The 21217-nt window shown below is 35.8% G+C and carries 18 protein-coding genes; 1 reads left to right on the top strand and 17 read right to left on the bottom strand.

Features of this window, described 5'->3' with window-relative positions:
- Positions 1-167 precede the first annotated feature (167 nt).
- From WAX78_RS01720 to WAX78_RS01690, 7 genes are all read right to left on the bottom strand, one after another.
- Positions 168-731, bottom strand: a complete 564-nt coding sequence (locus WAX78_RS01720; protein ID WP_336480573.1) for a GNAT family N-acetyltransferase — start codon at positions 729-731, stop codon at positions 168-170.
- 335 nt (positions 732-1066) lie between these two features.
- Entirely contained in the window at positions 1067-2065 is a 999-nt protein-coding gene (locus tag WAX78_RS01715; RefSeq protein WP_336480572.1) for a LuxR C-terminal-related transcriptional regulator, read from the bottom strand.
- 231 nt (positions 2066-2296) lie between these two features.
- Positions 2297-2794 (bottom strand): 8-oxo-dGTP diphosphatase, encoded by a 498-nt coding sequence (locus WAX78_RS01710; protein ID WP_336480571.1) that lies wholly within the window; start codon positions 2792-2794, stop codon positions 2297-2299.
- An 84-nt stretch (positions 2795-2878) separates the two neighbouring features.
- On the bottom strand, positions 2879-3715 hold the full coding sequence (locus WAX78_RS01705; protein WP_336480570.1) for a class I SAM-dependent methyltransferase: 837 nt from the start codon (positions 3713-3715) through the stop codon (positions 2879-2881).
- 178 nt (positions 3716-3893) lie between these two features.
- Positions 3894-5387, bottom strand: coding sequence for a M1 family metallopeptidase (locus WAX78_RS01700; RefSeq protein WP_336480569.1), 1494 nt, complete (start codon positions 5385-5387; stop codon positions 3894-3896).
- A gap of 356 nt (positions 5388-5743) precedes the next feature.
- On the bottom strand, positions 5744-6409 hold the full coding sequence (locus WAX78_RS01695) for a nucleoside deaminase (protein WP_336480568.1): 666 nt from the start codon (positions 6407-6409) through the stop codon (positions 5744-5746).
- A gap of 49 nt (positions 6410-6458) precedes the next feature.
- Complete coding sequence (locus WAX78_RS01690; RefSeq protein ID WP_336480567.1) at positions 6459-7250, bottom strand: aminoglycoside phosphotransferase family protein; 792 nt, start codon at positions 7248-7250, stop codon at positions 6459-6461.
- 300 nt (positions 7251-7550) lie between these two features.
- Between WAX78_RS01690 and WAX78_RS01685 the strand changes: the two genes are divergently transcribed.
- Positions 7551-9962 carry a PAS domain S-box protein gene (locus WAX78_RS01685; RefSeq protein WP_336480566.1) on the top strand — a complete coding sequence of 804 codons (2412 nt, stop codon included), beginning with the start codon at positions 7551-7553 and terminating at the stop codon, positions 9960-9962.
- Between the two features lie 333 nt (positions 9963-10295).
- Here the strand turns inward: WAX78_RS01685 and WAX78_RS01680 are convergent, their stop codons facing one another.
- The 10 genes from WAX78_RS01680 to WAX78_RS01635 form a co-directional block, all read right to left on the bottom strand.
- Entirely contained in the window at positions 10296-11015 is a 720-nt protein-coding gene (locus WAX78_RS01680; protein ID WP_336481334.1) for a histidine phosphatase family protein, read from the bottom strand.
- Between the two features lie 435 nt (positions 11016-11450).
- The gene (locus WAX78_RS01675) at positions 11451-11630 is read right to left on the bottom strand and encodes a small acid-soluble spore protein H (RefSeq protein WP_336480565.1); all 180 of its coding nucleotides are present in this window, start codon (positions 11628-11630) and stop codon (positions 11451-11453) included.
- 313 nt (positions 11631-11943) lie between these two features.
- Positions 11944-13887: an AMP-binding protein gene (locus WAX78_RS01670; protein ID WP_336480564.1), complete on the bottom strand. Its 1944-nt coding sequence runs from the start codon at positions 13885-13887 to the stop codon at positions 11944-11946.
- Between the two features lie 131 nt (positions 13888-14018).
- Positions 14019-15560 (bottom strand): acyl-CoA carboxylase subunit beta, encoded by a 1542-nt coding sequence (locus WAX78_RS01665; protein WP_336480563.1) that lies wholly within the window; start codon positions 15558-15560, stop codon positions 14019-14021.
- A gap of 2 nt (positions 15561-15562) precedes the next feature.
- Complete coding sequence (locus tag WAX78_RS01660) at positions 15563-16351, bottom strand: enoyl-CoA hydratase (RefSeq protein ID WP_336480562.1); 789 nt, start codon at positions 16349-16351, stop codon at positions 15563-15565.
- A gap of 4 nt (positions 16352-16355) precedes the next feature.
- A complete protein-coding gene (locus WAX78_RS01655; protein ID WP_336480561.1) occupies positions 16356-17267 on the bottom strand; it encodes a hydroxymethylglutaryl-CoA lyase in 912 nt (303 codons plus the stop codon).
- A gap of 21 nt (positions 17268-17288) precedes the next feature.
- Positions 17289-17504, bottom strand: a complete 216-nt coding sequence (locus WAX78_RS01650) for an acetyl-CoA carboxylase biotin carboxyl carrier protein subunit (RefSeq protein ID WP_098307438.1) — start codon at positions 17502-17504, stop codon at positions 17289-17291.
- A gap of 27 nt (positions 17505-17531) precedes the next feature.
- Positions 17532-18869 carry an acetyl-CoA carboxylase biotin carboxylase subunit gene (locus WAX78_RS01645; protein WP_336480560.1) on the bottom strand — a complete coding sequence of 446 codons (1338 nt, stop codon included), beginning with the start codon at positions 18867-18869 and terminating at the stop codon, positions 17532-17534.
- Positions 18870-18885: 16 nt separating this feature from the next.
- Positions 18886-20031, bottom strand: coding sequence for an acyl-CoA dehydrogenase (locus WAX78_RS01640; protein WP_336480559.1), 1146 nt, complete (start codon positions 20029-20031; stop codon positions 18886-18888).
- Between the two features lie 213 nt (positions 20032-20244).
- On the bottom strand, positions 20245-21213 hold the full coding sequence (locus WAX78_RS01635; protein ID WP_336480558.1) for a YbgA family protein: 969 nt from the start codon (positions 21211-21213) through the stop codon (positions 20245-20247).
- Positions 21214-21217 lie beyond the last annotated feature (4 nt).

The raw sequence follows: 21217 nt of genomic DNA, 5'->3' as shown, positions 1-21217 counted from the left end.
TCGATTTCTAATAAACTACAATTATGTTCTAACAAATTACAACGTAATATGTCACCATATACTTTGGAACAGTTATCTTGGGAGAGATGATTTGTTAAATGAAAAAGTAAATACTTTGTACAAAATTTAGTAACTTTAGTGTTTGATTAAGCCAAAGCGTACTTTACTCATTTACTAAATATTATAGACATATCATCAGTGCGTCTCTTCCAAATCATATGATCAAATCCCTCACCCCAATAATCCTTCAGCAAATAATCAGGCTCTCCAAATTTCCTCTTCCATATCTTCTGTGCATTTGTATATCCACTATCTAAACAAAATTCTTTAATATCTCTATTCAACAGAGTGAGAAACATTACATTTAAAAGCAATGTTCCTACACCACGCCTTTGATATTCTGGAAGTACAAATACAGTTCCTACCTCATATAACTCTTTCAGTGCTCTATCTGTGCAAATGTTAATCAATTCACTAGCTGGACCATATTCAATTGTACCTATAACTTTATTACAATTTGTATCCACAGCTATCAAAAAATATCGATTTCTCCCATTGCTATCAAAGTCACATTTCAAGTATTGTTTTTTACTTTCAATTTCCTTTTCTATATCATCAACCAACTCCGATAAACCTTCTTTAGCAAACGTATCTTTAATCGTTGTATTAAAGAATTGATGAATCTCTTCAATGTCCTCAATTCGTGGTCTCCTTATCTCAACATTACACACCTAAAATCACTCCTTGATTCTTTAAAAGATTATTAGTAATTAATCTATCATTTTTTTATGTTACCAATTTGGAGACTAGTATCAATTCATACAGCTTTTCTTCAAAATACCTAAAACTTCCTTTTAAAATTGAAATAAACATCCTAAAAACATGAATAAACAATTCTTAAAGCTTTCCTTTTTAACATTTTTATTTTTGAAAAAAAGAAAATAATTTTTTAATTACGTTACGTGAAATTTTAAGTATGAATCTAAAATAAGGAGAGCGTTCATGTAGTTAATGTGGTGTAAAATAAAGTAGATACAGCTATTTTAGTAAGGACCGTAAACATATGTTAACGGTCCTGCTTTTTAATAGGCACTAAATTTTCTAGAACTGCCATTTTGGCAGCTAGAGCCCTGTTTTCGACGTTCAGTTTAGAATAGATAATAGATATATAGTTTTTGATTGTGCCTACTGAAAGAAACAAACTTTCAGCGATGGCTTTGTTTGTTAGTCCTTTAGATAAATAGTATAGAACATCTATTTCCCTATCACTCAATTTGTTTCCCTTTTTCAAAATCCAAAGACATACTATCCCGTAAAGACCTACAACAATTATTCCACTTTCGCCTCCAAGGTATTGGGCAACATTTGATTCAGAATGAGTGGATTGCTCTAATATCAAATTGAAATACACATTATGGACACTATGCATAATCGTAGCAGGCCATACACTACCCGTAGTAATTCTCACATATCCAAAGAAAACGCCGCCAAACATAGTCATCACTACAAAAAGAGGCACAATTATAAATGGATTTCCTTCTGTCAAATAAATTCCTGCAAAAATAATTGGAAAATGAAAAATTGCATGAATGAAACCAGAAAGCCATAATGCATTCTTTGTGCCTACACTTTGTAACTTAAGAAGCAAATATCCGCGCCAACCGATTTCTTCGCCCAATGCGCTGGTAATAGTATACAGTACAAATACAACAAGGAGCTTTATTAAAACAAACCATAGCGGAGCACCATCAAAGTCTTCTGGTTTTACAATAGAAGCATAAGGAGTTAACCAAAACAATATATAACCGGTTGTTAGCACAATGAGTGGGATACATATCGCAAATCTCCATTTACTAAATCCAGCCTTATGAATGCCGAGTTCCTTCCAGCCCTTTTTCGTAAAAGCATCTCCTGTAACTATTAACATAATTACAACAGCTATAAGAGGCGAAAACATATATACCTCCGCTCTAACATGAAACACCAATCCCATAACAGACGCGATTATTAAAACTAAAACCGTAAACATTCCTGCCTTCCCAAGATCACTCATTTTTTTAAACATCCTTACACACTCCTTTGTTTTTTCTATGACAACATCATAAGAAAAAAAAGTACCGGAGCAATAGTGACCTTTGGCTAAGAAAAAGTCATAAAATAAAATTTTCATTATCACATATTTTTCACGTTTTATTAGCAAAATCGTTAGCCTCTTTTGAACAACGTTACTTTTCTTATTTCAAAAAACGCCCCATATTAACATATTTACTTAAAATGGGGCATTTTCATAAAAGAATCACACTTTATGCAGTTGCGATTCTTTATAATGTTTTTCCACTCTATTTAAAATGACATCATGCTCTTTATCCCATACCGAGTGCCATTCAAATGTTCCCGGTTCAAAAAATAACGGAAACCTTTTTCTAAACCAATCTTGCATCGGTAAATTTAGCGCATCTTTTATATCCACCCATACTAATTCTCCTTCAGGTGGATCTTCAAGCAGCTTTCCTTCAAAAGATGTTGCCAAATAATTAAACACCATATATCGTAACTTCGTATTTGGCTCGCAGAACTCAACTATTCCTTTAAAAATAATATCCTTTACAATTAAACCTGTTTCTTCACGTACTTCTCGAATTGCTCCGTCTACAATACTTTCTGGAAAGTCGACTTTTCCACCTGGAGCAATGTACCCTGGAAAACCCAAACGATCTGGACGATTCATTAACAAGACTTTGTCTCCATCTTGCACCATGCACATCGTTAACATTTTACATTCGAAATCATTCATCAAAAAACTCCCTCTCTTATGTAGATTCGTTGTTAGAGAATACATTTTGTTTCTTACCTAAATTTTTATTAAGGATATCCCTTATTATTTTTTTCGCGCTAAATACAACGCAACAAACTGTGGTTTTTCGATGATGCCACCATGTTTTTCGATTACGTTACGAATACTATGAAACAATTTTTCTTTTATATCTTTTTGAAGCAGACGATGAACAGATTGTGTATGTATTAACGCAATATAATCATCACTTGTATACGTATCAGTCCATGTATATGTTTTCACAACTAAATCTTGGAACAAATTATGTTTCATTGTAAGACTTTTTCGTTCTTCAATTAGTTCTTCTGGCGTTGGTAACTTGTTAGGGTGTAAATGCGGGGCATATTTTTCATAGCAAGCTCCAATCTCTCGAAAAATGTCTGTATTAGGTTGTATATGGTATGTCCAGAAAAATGCCATCGTTCCATTTTCCCGCAGTATATTTGCTACTTTCGGATAACCAATTTCAGGATTAATAAAATGAAATGCAGTTGCGGAGAATGCAAGCGAATATTCATTATGTTGGGGAGTCCATTCTTCAAAAGCACCTTGATACACTTGAACGTCTTTTTCATATTTGAATTTATCAGCTGTAAATTGAGCTAATTTCTCTCCAAGCTCAACACAATCAATACATTTATATCCTAATTGAACAAACCCTGCCGTCCCTTTTCCTGTACCACAGCCAACTTCAAGAACAGGAGAATGTTTTTCGATTTTTGAATAATTAATAATATCAACAAAGAGTTCTCCTGGATATGTCGGCCGTATTTTTTCATATTCGTAGACAATATCATCAAAGGTATATTTTCTTTCTTCTAAATGGTGATTCATCTCTTCATCCCCCATTACTTTTTTACTTTGAACAATTCCATTTTCCATATAGACTCATCTGCAATTGCACCAATATTAGAGTGAAAATTCACTATTTTCATTCTCTCATATTATAATAATATTTTCTACAAAGTAGTGTATATGATGAAAGTAGCAACTTATCAGCGGGATATTTATCGTTAAATAGAAAAACCTGCCGAATTCGATTCGTGGCAGGTTTTTCTATTTATTCTTGGTCAGAAACAAATATCCTATGAGACGCAAAGAAATTTGTCAAATCTCTTCCGGTTGATTTCTCCATAATTTGAATAAAATCTTTTGTTGTACTCACACCAAATTTCTTTTCTTTAAAGTAATCTTTCATCGCTTTGTAAAAGGCTTCATCGCCAAGTTCAAGACGAAGATCATTAACTGTTCTTGAACCGTAACCATAAATCATACTATAATATGCTCCAATTCCGCCTTCTGCAGCACGTTCAGCAAATGTTGAAATAGGATATGAAAGATGATAGTCTCCGACAGGTTCCGCTTTTAGTTGATCAAGTTCATTGCTATAGAGCGCAGCTGCAAAGCTAGCAAATGATTCGTCTAGCCATGGTTCATCGTGCTCGTTATTTCCAATAATGCCGTAAAACCATTGATGCCCAATTTCATGTGCAGTAACATGCTTGACCCATTCTTGAGAACGATTGCCAGCGATACTAATCATCGTTAATTGCGGATATTCCATTCCGCCAAACCAGCCTTCCATGCCAACGATATCTAATTCTGGCCATGGATACTCTCCAAAGCGGTCACTGAACAGCTTGATGCTCTCAACCCCTGCCTCAACCATAGAATCAGCATATTTTGCTTGTTCATCTGTATAATACACATTAATTTTTACATTTTTTACTTTCGTTTGTTTTACTTTGTAAGTTGGATCCATTTCTATTGCAAAATCGCGAACTTGTTTAGCTTTATAATGATGCGTTGCTAAATTTCCTGAAATAACTGGTTGACCTACTTCCGTTCCTGTCGTTGCAATGACCTGGGCTTTATCAGTCGTAAGTGTTACATCAAAATCTCCAGTTAAAGAATAAAAGGATTCTCCATATGGAAAATAAGCATCTACATTCCAGCCCTCTTTATCGTAAACTGCTAGAATAGGAAACCAGTTTCCAAGTGAAACCGTGTTTTTATTCCATCCAAAACGATCTTGCTGTTCCGGTACTTGAACGACAAAATCCATCGATACAGTAGATTTTTGATCATTTGGAACTTGAACAGATGAAATATGTACTGCAGTACTATCCACAGTAAATTTTGCTGTTTTCCCATTTACTTTCACATTAGAAACAGACATACTTCCGCCATTTTCTTTAGATGTTTCTGCGTTTCCCCATAAGTTAAAATAAAGTTCGTTCAACTGCGTACGAGTATTGTTCGTAAAAGTGACAGTCATTTCCCCTTTAATAGTGTGATTGGTAGAATCATAGTAAACGTTCATTTTATAGTTTGGATTGGTTGGACCGAATATATCTTGTCCTTGCTTATTCATGAATTGTGACTGGAATGGTGTCTTCAGCTGAACAGGAGATGTAACTGCCGAATGGTAGGCCCCTTTTACAGGATAATCCGTTTCTGCAGCACTTACAATAAGTCCAGAAGGAAATAATATCCCAGCTACAAGTGTCGAAGCTGTTACCCATTTTGCAGTCTGTTTTACAAAACATTTCATAAAAATCCCTCCACTTCCATTTTTCACCACATGAATTCGCTATAAATAGTGAAAATCCCTTCAATTTTTATTTAAAATCACTAGAGAAAGTTATCGAGGGAATTTTTAGCACTTTTTAAAATTTTTAAAGTGTTTAGGATTCAAAGAAAAAAGGCAGCCTCTTACTCTCGTAAGAAATCCGCCTTTTGCTCATTCTATTACTTTGTACATCCTTTATACTCTAATAATTTCTTTTCCTTTTTCCCCATAACTTATATCACCAACATATCCCCCATTCTTTGGATATGTTGGTCTTATTTTTTCGTATTCTTCGACAATGTCATCAAAAGCATATTTTCTATCTTCAAAATTCAGATCTATTTTTTTATTCCACCGCTTTCTTTTAAAGCTTCTAATTCAGCTATTATTTCATCTACAATAGTTGAAATATCTTTCTTTTCCTGCTTCGCCTGTATTAATTTATTTGTCTCATACCATTTTCGACCGATAGCAATGCCTATAGGACAATCTTGCTCCCATGTCTGTAATAACCGATCTACAGAATGACCTCTCCGTAATACAAAATCTGTTTTCAAAACAAATTGCACGATTTCAAGTTCTTTGTGTGGTCCTGAAATATTTATATTTTTCCCTTGTAAATAAGCATTTCCATCTTTTAAGTTAGTTGCTCCGACCAACCTATCTCTTGCTGCATAGTGAATATTTGTAATCCCAGACATTACAATGGCACCAAAACATAAAGGACATGGTTCCATCGTAGAATACAATTCATATTCCTTTCGCATTGCGTTTGTTTCTAAATTGTTTATTTTTAATATCGCGTTAATTTCCGCGTGAGCAATTTTGTTATTACATATTTCATTTGGCATTGCTTCCGTCTCGTAAACTGTATTTCTACCTTTTGAAATGATATTTTCACTGCCATCTACAATAACGGCACCAATTGGGAATGAACCGTTACAATACGATAACCAAGCTTGATTGAAACACTCTTTCCATGGTTCAGATAATGTATGCCACATACTGCATTGCACTCTCCCTTCATGAATTTTTGATTTAGATTATTTTATCTTAAAGAAAAGAAAGCACTTGCCTATATAAATCATCTTTCTCACCTTCAGGTATCCCTTCTATTAATCTTGCTGCCATAATTGGTAGAAGCCACGATTCTATGTCTTTCCATGTACCTTTTGATAAAGTTAAATATTCTTTTACATACTCCTCACAAAATACATGGCGCAGCGTCATAATACTTTGCTTCACTGGTTCTGGTATACTTGCTGGTAGATGAGCATGTTTTAATATAATGACCGTACGTGCTACATCGGCAAATGGATTACCATAACCTGCCGTCATCCAATCGATAATAATCGGCCCCTGCCCTGAGATTAAAATATTATCAGGATGAAAATCCATATGACACACTGCTTGTTTCGTCGGTAATGCCTCTATATACGATACAATCTGCTCTTTTTGTTCAAGTGTAAATCGATTACAAAGATCTACATATGAAATTAAAACTTCACGTATATCTGAAAGTGCACTAGATTTCACGCTATGAATTTGAAAATGCAATTCAGCAAATCTTTTTGCTTCTTTCTCTACATTCATAGGGTCTTTAGCTAGTTGTTCGGTTAAAGTTACACCATCAATTTTTTCATAAATAATACCCATTCTATTTTGATCAAATACCTTATTCCCCACTTTAGGAGCTGGTAGTCCAAGATTTTGAATTTCTTGGCTTACAATAAACTCTTTTTCAATAAGGGATTCATGAATACTGTCATGAAATAGTTTTATAATTTCTTTTTCGTTCCATAAATAAATCTCTGCTGTAATTCCTTCACCTATTTTTTCCTTCACCGATTCTTCCTACTTTCATTATTTTTCCAACCTCTTCTATTTATTTCCTTTCCATAGACTATTTTCCCTTCTTTATTCGACAAGATTCTTTTCATACATAATGATTGTTGCTACTAAATGAAGTAACACGACCGGAGTTTTACAATTTCAACAAGAGCAAAAAAATTCTGTTTAAATTAATAGCGGATTTTTGTTCAGTTTAAAAAATGTTTTCTTTTATCTAAATTACTGATTTGAAATAAATTTTGTAGGATTTTATCCTTTTCTGTCGAATTTGTTTGATATAAGGAGGGACACGATATGTTTATTAAAGATTTTTTTATTAACCTTTTTATTTTTACTTTCCTAGTTAGTTCAACTATATTCATCCAAGTGTTTGTAATGAAATCCAACCAGTTCATTGAAAAAATATATGGGGCAATCATTGCTGTTATTTTGATGGTCTTTTCTTTTAAATACATGGGGTTTTACTATGATCTTCGAGTTGTTCCTCTCATTTTTTCGTTTGTTTACTTTGGTCGTACTGCCGGCTGGATTACGTTACTTAGCATTTTAATAATGCGTATTATTTATATGGATGGATATTGTGGACCTTATGTCGTTACTTTATTAGGAACAGGTATTATATTTACTATTTTTAGAACATATTTTAAAAACTTACATCCGTTTAAAGCTAGCTTTCTTTATCTGATTTGTTATGTGGCTATGATTCGATTGGTAGGCGGATTCTTCATTCCTGCTGTAATATCTAATATTCTTTACATTCAAAGCTTATTATTTATGAGTTTAGGTCTTTTAAGTGGACTTTTTCTGATGGAAGCTTATCAAAAATTATATTCCTTAACAGAAGAGTTATTTAAAATGAATCAAAAATTAAAAAGATCGAAGCAAGAGCTGAAAGATACTGTTCATGAACTGCAAGGAGGAATCTTTAAATTTATTAAAGTAGATACGCACTTTATACATACGATGTGTGATGGACAATTTTATTATCAAAATGGATTTTATTCTGAACAAGTGGTAGGAAAAAGTTTACGTACTATCGATTCTTCCATTATCCCTCCCCATCTCGTTCCTGAATTACTGAAGTATTATGTACAAGCGTGGGAAGGGAATGAAGTTATATTTGAAATACCCTGGCCAGATGATGAAACCATTGCGCTAATCGCACTTAGGCCAATTAAGCGAAATGGAAAAGTGATTGAAGTTGTTGGTTCTGCAATTGATATAACAGAGAGAAAAAAAGTGGAGAGTGAATTACAAGAGACCAAAGAATTACTGGAGTCATTTGTAAATAACAACGCAGATGCGATTGTCATATCTGATCGAGAAGGACATATTTTACAAGTTAATAAAGCTTTTGAAACGATATTTGGTTGGTCAATACAAGAAATTATCGGTAAAAAACTCCCTTCTGTACCCAGTTTCTTAATGGACGAATCTATCGAAATTGTTCGAAATATTCTGTCTGGAAAATCTACAATTACTAGGTTGGAGACCATTAGACAACGAAAAAATGGGGATTTAATTGATGTAAGTATAACGGTTTCACCTGTTCTAGATGTAAGAGGGAATATAATGGCTCTCTCTGCAATATGCAGGGACATTTCCGAACGAAAACAAGCAGAAAAAGAACGACAGCAATTATATCAACAATTGCAAGAAAGCGAATTGAAATATCGTGTCCTATTTGAACAGGCAGCAGATGCCGTATACGTGGTAGAGTTAGATAAAAATCGAACTCCCACTCAATTCATTGAGGTAAACGCGATTGGGTGTGAAAGGTTTCATTTAAGTAGAGATGAAATTCTTAGTACGCCATTTTCTGATCTTGTTTCTAAGGATTCTCCCCTTATAAAAAGATTAATAGAAAAAATTAAAAACGGGGAAGATTCTTTTACTTTGCAAGATGAATATGTTTTTCCTACAGGAAAGAAAATAACGACTGAATTTAGTATTCGTGTATTCAAGTTGAATGGAAAAGAAGTTTTCTTAAGTATTTCTCGAGATATTACCGAACGAATAAAGACGGAAGAATTATTAAGAAAATCCGAAAAACTTGCTGTTGTAGGTCAATTAGCTACCGCAATCGCTCATGAAATTAAAAATCCATTAACTGCAATGAAAGGATTTATGCAATTATTAAAAACAGGGGAAAATAAAACGAATCATCTCTATATAGATATAGTATCATCAGAAATTGATCGAATTGAAAGCATTACGAATGAATTTATGGCAATCGCCAAACCTCAGGCAGTGAAAATTCAGCCTAATGATATAAGTATGTTAATGAATCAAGTTGTCATGCTACTAGAGCCCCAAGCACTCATGAATAATGTACAAATGAAGACAGAAGTTATGTCTACTATTCCAATGATACATTGTGAAGGGAATCAATTAAAACAAGTATTCATTAATATCTTAAAAAACGCCATTGAATCGATGCCAACGGGAGGCGAAATTGTTATTCAAATTGATAGAGCTGATAATAATCAAATCAATATTCGATTTATTGATCAAGGATGTGGAATTCCTCGAGAGCGTATACCATACCTTGGAGAACCTTTTTATAGCATTAAAGAAGATGGGATTGGCTTAGGATTAATGATTTGTTACAAAATTATTGAAATGCACCAAGGAAAGATATGGATTGAAAGTGAAGTGAATAAAGGAACAACGATAGATGTTACTCTCCCTATCTGTAAATTATAAAACAAATGTTGTTACATTTTAAAATGGATACAAAATTATCTTAGATTGATAGGCATATGGTGCTACCCCCTGCCCATCAAACTAACATGTTGAAGTGTCCCCAAAACGAAAATTTTATCTCTTTATAGTTGTCTGTGAGAATCAAGCTCATTTTTTCATTTTGTGGAACAATGAAAAAATGAGCTTGATTGTAATAAGATCCTGCCAACATTTTGAGATTAAGATAATTAACATTTGTTAACACTATCCCACTTATCAATAGCAAGAAAAAAGGCGGACTTCTTATGAAAGTAAGGAGCCGCCTTTTTTCTTGCTATTGCATTATACATCCTTTTATACTTTTACACTTTCTTTTCCGTTTTCAGCATAACTCATATCGCCAACAGATTCGACTTTATATTCTCCATCCTTATAGAGAATTTTAGTTACACTTGCATTTTCTAATCCAAGTTTTGTTTTACTACTATCAAGCATGTCTACTAATGCCATGATCGCAATTCCATGAGATATAACTAAAACGTTACCTCCACCATTTTCGGAAGTCTCTTCACTAATTTTATCAATTTCTTTTTTTATACGAGTTGAAAAGGTTTTCCAATCTTCAGCTTGCTTCGTATGGTCTGCTGCTGCAATGAAATTAATAATTTTCTCAATAGATAACTCCATTAGTTCATCTGCTGATGTAACTCCAGCAGCATCTCCAATAACTTTCCACATAATTTCATTCTTCTCGCCTTCAAAAATCCCAAAATTCAATTCCCGTATGTCTTTTCTTTGTTCAAATTTCAACTTTGATTGCCTGCTATATTTTAATACTAAGTTAGCAGTTTCAATTGCGCGGCCACTATCACTACTGTAAGCATCAACAAAATGAATACCTTTTAATCCATTTCCTAAATCTTTAGCTACTTCAACACCCTTCTCTACTAATGGAGAATCTGCCCAACCCTGCACACGCTCATTAGCATTTAACATTGTTTTACCGTGTCTAGTAATATATAACGTAACTATATTATCTTTATTTCCATCTAATCCATTACTATATTTCCCCATACCACTCATTGATTTCTCCCCTTTAGAATATAATCTATTTCTCTTAATTACTGAATTTAATGGCCACAAAAAAGGTAAATCTAAGCTGCCAAATCCTCTATTGCTTGAGGGGTTTTATAACTAACGCTAACTATGTATTCTCTTACAATTATATCATCCCTCGGTATATTGAAATAGTGCTAGACTTTCTATTGTGTACGATATCTTTAAAAGAGCATGAAATCACGCAATACAAGCGTTACCATACAGACATTTCCTCCTTGAAATTTATCGTAAAGACTTAACTAAGTTATGTCCGTATAACAAAAAAGAGCGAAATCTCGCATTATTAATACAGGATTTCGCTCTTTTTTATAAGCAATCGGACTTTATTCTAAAGCTACAGCTATCGAGTTTTTTCCGACAGCTGTTTTTATTAAGAAATCATGTAAACAATTAATGCTCTGTTAAGCTAGATACAGGAACCTCTTGTTCATTATTTGGTTGGTCAAGAGGATAAATTCTAGCTGTTTCATTATTTTCATCTACATTTTGAATATAGATTTGCACTCCGTTATAGGTTACATTAGCCATAACTGGTGAAGTGGCAATTTCCTGTGCACGTTGTTTATTCATAAGTATAACCTCCTTTTTCTTTTAACAATTATAATATTGACTTCTACTCCATCAAATATTCTTATTATTTTATATTAAATAAACAAGAAGCTAGCCCAAAAAATATATTTGCTCAACTAGCGGTAGAAACTGTTAAAGAATAGAGTTACATGTAACACAATAAAAAACCTTTTTCTTTAATATTCTATGTACAATTAACTGTTCTATTTTTTGTATAATACATTATTACTCTTTCCTACTTTGATCTAGATTAGTGCTCATAAACACAAACTAAAAAGCAAACTCTCTGCATCAAAGAGTTTGCTTTTTAAAATTACAGTTGTTTTTGAGATTGTAGTCCTTGAATATAAGTTACAACCTCAGGATTCACAAGCGAAGATAAATCTCCAAGTTCTTTTCCTAAATACGCGGCTTTAATAACGCGGCGCATCACTTTAGAGTTACGTGTTTTCGGTAAATCCTCAACAACATGAATATCTTTCGGACACAATGCTTTCCCGATATGAGAGTTTACTAGACTCATTAATTCTTTTTTCAGTTCTGGTGTAAACGAAGTGCCCTCGCGTAACACAACAAAGCAATGACACACTTCACCTTTCACTTCATCTGGAACTCCAATTGCTCCAGCTTCCACGACATCATGGTGTTTTACAAGAATCGATTCATACTCCGCAGGTCCAATACGTTTTCCTGCAATATTTAACGTATCGTCCGAACGGCCTGTAATGATGTATTGTTCTCCATCATATAATACCCAGTCACCATGTACCCATTTGTTTTCAAAACGGGACCAGTATGTGCTTACATAACGATCATCTTCTTCCCAGAAGCTTTTCGTCATACCAACCCACGGCTTTTCTAGACATAATTCTCCGACCTCATTTTGAACTGGTGCACCATTTTCATCTAATACAACAGCGGCCATTCCTGGCAGCGATGCATTAAAACTAATTGGTGCAATCGGTTTAATAAGGACGTTTCCAAAAATACCGCCAGAAATTTCAGTACCACCAGAATAGTTACAAATTGGTACTTTCCCCTTACAAACTGTTTCAAAGAGCCACATCCATGGATCTGGATTCCATGGTTCACCTGTGGATCCAATTACTTCTAAACTTTGCAGTGAATGCTCTTCTACCCATGAATCACCTTTTGCCATTAATGAACGAATTAATGTTGGTGAAATACCAAGGTGTGTTACTTTATAACGATCAACCATTTCCCATAGACGATCTGCTTCTGGATAATCAGGCACACCTTCATACATAACCATTGTTGCTCCGTTAATTAGAGAACCAAATAGTAGAAACGGCCCCATCATCCATCCCATATCAGTAATCCATAGTACACGATCACCTTGCTTCACATTCATACCAAAACTAGCATCAAATGCTGCTTTTAATGGAAATCCTGCATGCGTATGCACTGTTCCTTTCGGCTTACCTGTTGTGCCAGATGTATAAATAAGCATAAGTGGGTCGTCGCTTTTCATCTCTTCCGCATGCGTAAATGGTTTCTCTTTTTCAAGAACATTCCATGAAATATCATAATCATGCGGTGTAAATTCGTTCCCCGCATGACGGACAATTACTACTTTTTCAACACTTGGGCAATGCTCACATGCTTTATCCACTTCATCTTTTAAAGAAACTGTTTTACCACGGCGTGCAAATCCGTCTGCCGTAATAATCATTTTGGATCCTGCTGCTTGTACACGCGTCATAACCGCATCGGAAGCAAACCCAGAAAAAATAGGAGAAATAATTGCACCAATTTTCATCACAGCTAACATTGCAACCACTGTTTCTGGTATCATCGGCATGTAAATTGTTACACGATCCCCTTTTTCAATTCCTAAATGCTTTAGACCATTTGCAACGCGGCTCACCCAATGATCTAACTCTTCATATGTAAAAGATTTTGATGTTCCATTTTCTCCTTCCCAAATGAGAGCCTTTTGTGCTTTCGTATCATCTTCTGCAATCCAGCGAGACAGTGCAGATTCTACGACATTACAAGTTCCATCCACATACCACTGTGCAAATGGAATACCGTTTGCCAAATCTAACACTTCTGTATATGGACGCATCCATTGGTAGCCTACAGCTCGCTCTGCTTCTCCCCAAAACCATGCTGTATCTTCAATAGACTTTTTATAAAATGTTTCATAATCATCATAGCCCAATGATTGCATCCACTGATATAAGCGTGTTTTTTCTTTATATTCGTCTGTTGGAAACCAAACTGCTTGCTTCACTATTTTTCCCCTCCTTATTTTTTGAAAAAGAAAGCCCTTCAAAAGGGCTATTTATCTTGCTCACATAGACAAACAAAGCATTGCCTATTACGAACTTGATTCACTGTATTTACCAGCAATGGAAGCTCCATTTAAACTGGGTAAACTGGATGTTTTCGATCTGTAAATACTTGATATTTACTCATATACATTTCAAAACGTTGCTTCAATTCCGCGCGTAATTGATTCGGATGAACAATACCATCAATCACCATTTCTGATGCAAGACGATAAATATCAATATCTTGCTTGTACTCTTCACGTTTTTGAGCGATAAAACTTGGACGTTCTTCTTCTGGAAGTGCTGCAATTTTATTTGCATATACTGCGTTTACCGCTGCTTCTGGACCCATTACTGCAATTGAAGCTGTTGGAAGTGCAAGGCAGCAATCAGGTTCAAATGCAGGACCTGCCATCGCATATAAACCAGCACCGTATGCTTTTCGTACAACGATAGAAATTTTCGGTACAGTTGCTTCGCTCATAGCAGAAATCATTTTTGCACCGTGACGGATAATACCAGCACGCTCTACTTTTGTACCAATCATAAAGCCTGGTACATCAGCTAAGAATAAAAGCGGAATGTGATACGCATCGCATAATGTAATAAATTTCGCTGCTTTATCAGCGGAATCGTGGAACAATACGCCGCCTTTCATACGAGGCTGGTTCGCAATAATTCCAACTGGCATACCGTTAATACGTGCAAGGCCAGTGATAAGTTCTTGTGCAAATAATTTTTTCACTTCAAAGAGAGAGTCTTCATCAATAATACGTTTAATTAAATCAAGCATATTAAAAGGTGCATTTTGATTTTCTGGGATAATTTGTTCTAATGTTTTTTCAAATTCTTTCGGTTCTTGAGGTGCTGTCATTGGAGCTTTTTCTAAGTAGTTACTTGGAAAGTAAGAAATGTATTGACGTGCTTTTGAAATTGCATCTTCTTCTGTTTTGCATAGTACATCTCCGCAACCAGATACAGAGCAATGCATACGTGCGCCGCCCATTTCTTCTAATGTTACTTTTTCACCGATTACCATCTCAGCCATACGAGGTGAACCAAGATACATGGAGGCATTTCCTTCAACCATCATAACAACGTCACAGAAAGCAGGAATATATGCACCACCAGCAGCCGATGGACCAAATAGTAAACAAATTTGCGGTACTTTTCCGGATAATTTTACTTGGTTATAGAAAATGCGCCCTGCGCCGCGTCTTCCTGGGAACATTTCAACTTGGTCAGTAATACGTGCACCAGCAGAGTCAACAAGATAAAAAAGCGGTACACGTAATTTTTCAGCTGTTTCTTGAATACGTAAAATCTTTTCTACTGTACGAGAGCCCCATGATCCTGCCTTTACAGTAGAATCATTTGCCATTACACAAACAGTGCGTCCATTTACTTTACCAGTTGCAGTAACAACTCCATCAGCAGGCAAGCCTTCTTGTTCACAGTTCGCAAATAATGCATCTTCTACGTACTCACCGTTATCAAACAAAAGCGCTAAACGATCACGAACAAACAGTTTTCCTTTTGCTGTATTTTGCTCATGATATTTCGGTGCGCCGCCTTGCTTTATCGTTTCTACGCGTTCTTCTAATGTACGAGATTGTTGTTTTTGATCTAGCATGTTTATTCCCCCTTATAAATCGGCTTCCGTTTTTCGCGAAATGCTTGTAATCCTTCTAAGCGATCTTTCGTATGAATAACTCCTTCATACGCTTGCTTTTCCATTTGTAAACCAGTCTGTAAATCTACTTGCATACCGTTTGTAATCGCTTCTTTCGCAAGACGAACAGCAATTGGACCGTTCTTTGCAATTTGTTTTGCAATTTCAAGCGTTTTTTCTTCAAGTTCTTCAGCAGGAACTACATGTTCAACAAGTCCATACTCCTGTGCTTCTGCAGCTGAAATACGCCTTGCCGTATAAATTAATTCTTTTGCACGTCCAATTCCAATTAAACGCGGAAGACGCTGCGTACCACCAGCTCCTGGAATAATCGCAAGCGAAGTTTCTGTTAAGCCAAGACTTGCTGTTTCAGAAGCGATGCGAATATCACAAGCAAGACTTAATTCTGTACCGCCGCCAAGCGCAATTCCATTTATGGCTGCAATAACAGGTTGTGATAATTGTTCTACCATATCCATTGTTGAACGAATCATCCCAACTGCATGGCGCACTTGTTCTTCGTTCATATTCGCGCGTTCTTTTAAATCTGCTCCTGCACAAAATGCTTTTGCACCTGCACCCGTAATCATTACGACACGGACATCATTTTCTTCATTAATACGACTAAGTGTCTCTTGTAATTCTTCTAAAAGAGCAAGTGATAAAGCATTTGCTTGTCGTTCACGATTTAATGTTACTTTCACAATATGAGGCGTTACGTATTCAACTGAAATATTTTGCAGCTGTAACATGGGATCACCTACTCACTGTTTTATGTTGCAAAGCACGGTATACATGGCTTGGAATCTGCATATCGAGTTTGCTTTGAATAAATTTCGTTGCCTGTAATAACTTTTCTTCATTTACATTTGTCTGCACGCCCATTTTATGAAGCATGTGAACTAAATCATTTGTTGCGACATTTCCAGACGCACCTGGTGCATACGGACATCCGCCAAGACCACCGCATGAGCTGTCAAAAGTTGTGATACCACATTCTAATGACTTTACAACATTGGCAAGTGCCATGCCGTACGTGTTATGAAAGTGCATTGCAAATTTAGAAGAATCATATTTTTTGAGCAAATGCTCTAGCACACGTTCCACTTGTGCTGGATTTGCCACCCCAATCGTATCTCCAAGCGATACTTCATAAATACCGTACGAAAACAATTTGTTACAAAGTTCATCAACGGCATGAACGCTTATTTCACCCTCATACGGACAACCAAACACAGTAGATACGTAACCACGTACCGTTTTTCCAGCAAATAGCGATTGTTTCGTTATATCTTCAATAACAGAAAGTGCTTCATCAATTGATTTATTAATATTTTTCTTATTATGCGTTTCACTGGCAGATAAAAAAACGTTCACCTCATCTACATCTTGCAAAAGCGCCCGTTCCAAACCATTTTGATTTGGAACGAGAGCTGCATATGTAACATGTGGTTTCCGCTCTAGCATTGTAAACACATCTTGTGCATCTGCTAAAGCAGGAATCCATTTAGGGTGAACGAAAGATGAAACTTCAATATAAGAAAGACCTGCGTCTGCCAACATATGAATCCATTTCACTTTATCTTTTGAGCCAACAATTTTCTTTTCATTTTGCAAACCATCACGCGGTCCAACTTCTTTAATAGAAGCATAAGAAGGTAGTTTCAATCGATTACACCCCGTTTCTATTTATTCAATTTCTACTAATACATCTCCCTCATTAACAAAATCGCCTTCTTGTACAAGAATCTTCATAACTGTTCCAGATTCTTCTACAGCGATTGGAATTTCCATTTTCATAGATTCTAAAATGACGACGTCTTGATCTTCCTCTACTGTATCTCCTACACCCACTACAATTTTCCAAACGTTTCCTGCCATCGATGCATACACTTTTGTCATCATTATTTCCTCCTTTAAATTTCGTAACCTTTATTTTTTCACAAGCTGTTTCGTGACAAAGCTTGTTGTGTAAATACCACTTTGAAATACTTCATCTTCTAACACTTGCAGAAGCATTGGCGTATTTGTTTTAATACCTTCCACTTTCAATTCTTCTAATGCTACTTGCAGTTTTTGAATTGCATCTTCGCGCGTTTCACCATGTGCAATTATTTTTGCAATCATCGGATCATAAAACGGTGTAATTGTTACACCATCTTCTAAGAAATGATCGACGCGAACTGATGTCGGAAGAGAAAGAGACTTGATTTTCCCCGGTGATGGGAAAAATGTTTTTGGATCTTCCGCATAAATACGAGCTTCAATGGCATGACCACTGCGCTTTACTTCGTCCTGCGTAAACGAAAGTGTTTCGCCTGATGCGATGCGAAGTTGTTGCTCGACTAAATCAAGACCTGTAATTTCTTCTGTTACTGGATGCTCTACTTGTAATCTCGTATTCATTTCTAAGAAATAGAAATTTTTCTTATCATCAACAAGAAATTCAATTGTCCCTGCATTCGCATATCCAAGTGCTTTCGCAGCTTTTACCGCAACTTCTCCCATCGCCTTGCGCGTTTCTTCATCTAAAAATGGAGATGGCGCTTCTTCGATTACTTTTTGATTACGGCGCTGCACAGAGCATTCACGTTCCCACAAATACACTGTATTCCCCTGCTTATCAGCAAGCACTTGAATCTCAATATGATGCGCATTTGTAATCAATCGTTCCATATACATTTCTCCGTTTCCGAAGAAATTTTTTGCACGCGTTTGATTACTTTCAAATGCTTGAGTGAGCGCTTGTTCAGTTTCAATCACTTGCATACCAATGCCTCCGCCGCCAGCAGATGCTTTTAACATAAGTGGATAACCGATTTGATTTGCAATTTCTTTCGCTTCTTCAACTGTTGGAATGCTAGTAGAAATACCAGGTACAATCGGAACTTCAGCCGCTAGCATTGCTTTACGGGACTCAATTTTACTTCCCATCCTCGCAATAACATCTTTAGAAGGACCAATAAAGACAATACCTTCTTCTTCACAGCGTGCTGCAAATGTTGGATTTTCTGATAGCAATCCATAACCTGGGTGAATTGCTTCTACATTTGTTTCTTTTGCAATTTCAATGATCTTATCAAGATTTAAATAACTTTCTTGGACGCGCGGACCACCAACAAGGTATGCTTCATTTGCCATTTTCACATGAAGCGCAAACTCATCAGCTTCTGAATAAATCGCAACTGTACGAATCCCAAGTTTTTGACACGTCTTTATAATACGAACAGCAATTTCACCGCGGTTAGCAATTAATATTTTTTGAAACATAGTGAACCCCCTCCTATTAACGACATCCTAAATGTCTTGAAATAACGAGACGTTGAATTTCAGAAGTACCTTCACCAATTTCTAATAACTTTGCATCACGAATATGACGCTCTACTTCATACTCACGCATGTATCCGTAACCACCATGAATCTGAACCGCCTGATTTGATACACGACTTGCTGTTTCAGATGCAAAAAGCTTTGCCATCGCAGCTTCTTTCCCAAATGGCTTATCATTGTCTTTTAACCAAGCAGCTTTATGTACCATATTGCGTGCTAATTCAATTTCCATTGCCATATCTGCCAATTTAAATTGAATTGCTTGGAAGTTTGATAGAGAACGACCAAATTGTTTACGCTCCTTTGCGTATTGCAATGCACGCTCAAATGCAGATTGAGCAATTCCTACTGCTAATGAAGCGATAGAAATACGGCCGCCATCTAACGTATATAAAAATTGTTTAAAGCCTTTATTTACATCCCCAAGGATATTTTCCTTTGGTACACGAACGCCATCTAAAACAATTTCACATGTATTCGAAGCACGAACACCCATTTTGTCGTACGGACTAGAAATTGTTAATCCTTCGCTATTTGTCGGTACGATAAAAGCAGAAATGCGTTTCTTACCGCTTTCTTCAACGCCGTTGACAGCGGTTACAATAATCGTATTTGCATACTCAGCATTTGTAATCCAGCATTTCTCGCCGTTAATTACATACTCATCGCCATCTAATACCGCTTTCGTTTGTGTACCACCAGCATCAGATCCAGCGTTTGGCTCTGTTAATCCAAATGCACCAAGTGTCTTACCAGATGCCATTGGAACTAAATATTTTTGTTTTTGTTCTTCTGTACCAAAATAATAAATTGGAGAAGCGCCCAGTGAGATTGTTGCAGCATAACTTAATCCTGTACCACCGCAAGCACGACCAATTTCTTCAACTGCTAATGCATACGATAATGTATCGCCGCCAGAACCACCGTATTCTTCAGGGAATGGGATTCCTAACAAACCAAGTTCGCCCATCTTTTGAAACGTTTCATATGGGAATTCTGCCGTTTTGTCGTAATATACCGCTTTTGGAGCAATTTCCTTTTCAGCAAAGTCGCGTACCATTTCTTTGATCATTTGTTTTTCTCTAGTAAGAGTAAATTCCATTTGTCACACCCCTAATCGAATTCGCTATTTCGACAGCGTGCGCATATATAGTACAAATGTTGCATCGAAAAAAGAATGAACAGTAGTGAGATAATTGCTACAATTCTGTCATAATTCAATTGTAAAACAGAATCTGTACTAATGCACAAAAAAATTCCTACATTGTTCTACAACAACATAGGAATAAAAAAGTCGAATTATGTAGTTTTTTGTTTAATAATCTCTGCCTTTTCCAGAATCTGTAATATCCACTAAAACTTCTGGATATGGTTCAAAATATGTTTGTTTTAGTAAATATGTCTCTTCAAACCGAAGTGCCCACGATTTTAAAATAGTGAGAATACTACTTAATGGTATTTTCTTTTCTGCATACTTACTAAGTAAAGAAAGAAAATGTTCTTTCTCTTCTTTCTTCAGCTTGCTTTTGAAATAACCGAAAATCCGCTGACATACGTTTATATTTGATGTATACCGCGGTGTACGCTTTAACAGCTCATACAATGTTTTTTCATAGTTTGCAAATACTTCATCAATCGGACATTTTTCCTGATTAGCAATGATACGCCCTAATTCTTTTTGCTTCGTTTGATTATACGCCATGAATAAGTATTTATAATCGGATTGAAATTCAACTAAGGCCTTCATGTTTTTCTTTTTCTTTAACGTTTTAAAATGAGCAATCGTAAATAACTGCGTAAAGAAATGTTCACGAATAATGAAATTCGACAATCTTCCTTCTTCCTCAATTGCTAAATGTGAAAAAGTTGCTAATACTGCACTGCCAAATAAACCTGCACCTTTTCCTTTTGTTGGTGCTTTTCCTACTCCTGCATATATTTTCACATCACGAGTTCCGCAACTTGGAGAACGATTTTTTAAAATAAAGCCATCTATATCTGGTAAAGACGATAAAAATACATCTGAAAACCGCTGCATTTTCTCCGTAAAATCTTCACCTGTTGATGGCTGCACTAATCTTTGTGCCCCATCTTGTTCGACAATACGAATTGTTTCCCTTGGAACACCGAGGCCAATTTCTACCTCTGGACAAACTGGAATGAATTCTACATATGGCTGTAAATTCTGTACTGTTGTATCAGAAATCTTGTCACCGTTATAACGACATGCTTCAAATTCTAAACATTTACTTACGACAACTGTTGGTTTTGCGAATTGCCTCATATGT

Origin of the sequence: Bacillus yunxiaonensis, assembly GCF_037104695.1 — a bacterium.
GTDB lineage: Bacteria > Bacillota > Bacilli > Bacillales > Bacillaceae_G > Bacillus_A > Bacillus_A yunxiaonensis.
Note: the sequence above shows the minus strand (reverse complement) of the source record. Positions and strands in the feature narration are given on the sequence as shown.

Bases quoted from the DNA above. Each gene is read 5' to 3' on its own strand.
- WAX78_RS01715 (WP_336480572.1), bottom strand. From the start codon at position 2,065: ATGTTTAAAAAAATGAGTGATCTTGGGAAGGCAGGAATGTTTACGGTT.
- WAX78_RS01710 (WP_336480571.1), bottom strand. From the start codon at position 2,794: ATGAATGATTTCGAATGTAAAATGTTAACGATGTGCATGGTGCAAGAT.
- WAX78_RS01705 (WP_336480570.1), bottom strand. From the start codon at position 3,715: ATGGAAAATGGAATTGTTCAAAGTAAAAAAGTAATGGGGGATGAAGAG.
- WAX78_RS01700 (WP_336480569.1), bottom strand. From the start codon at position 5,387: ATGAAATGTTTTGTAAAACAGACTGCAAAATGGGTAACAGCTTCGACA.
- WAX78_RS01695 (WP_336480568.1), bottom strand. From the start codon at position 6,409: ATGTGGCATACATTATCTGAACCATGGAAAGAGTGTTTCAATCAAGCT.
- WAX78_RS01685 (WP_336480566.1), top strand. From the start codon at position 7,551: ATGTTTATTAAAGATTTTTTTATTAACCTTTTTATTTTTACTTTCCTA.
- WAX78_RS01680 (WP_336481334.1), bottom strand. From the start codon at position 11,015: ATGGGGAAATATAGTAATGGATTAGATGGAAATAAAGATAATATAGTT.
- WAX78_RS01675 (WP_336480565.1), bottom strand. From the start codon at position 11,630: ATGAATAAACAACGTGCACAGGAAATTGCCACTTCACCAGTTATGGCT.
- WAX78_RS01665 (WP_336480563.1), bottom strand. From the start codon at position 15,560: ATGCTAGATCAAAAACAACAATCTCGTACATTAGAAGAACGCGTAGAA.
- WAX78_RS01660 (WP_336480562.1), bottom strand. From the start codon at position 16,351: ATGTTACAGCTGCAAAATATTTCAGTTGAATACGTAACGCCTCATATT.
- WAX78_RS01650 (WP_098307438.1), bottom strand. From the start codon at position 17,504: ATGATGACAAAAGTGTATGCATCGATGGCAGGAAACGTTTGGAAAATT.
- WAX78_RS01645 (WP_336480560.1), bottom strand. From the start codon at position 18,869: ATGTTTCAAAAAATATTAATTGCTAACCGCGGTGAAATTGCTGTTCGT.
- WAX78_RS01640 (WP_336480559.1), bottom strand. From the start codon at position 20,031: ATGGAATTTACTCTTACTAGAGAAAAACAAATGATCAAAGAAATGGTA.
- WAX78_RS01635 (WP_336480558.1), bottom strand. From the start codon at position 21,213: ATGAGGCAATTCGCAAAACCAACAGTTGTCGTAAGTAAATGTTTAGAA.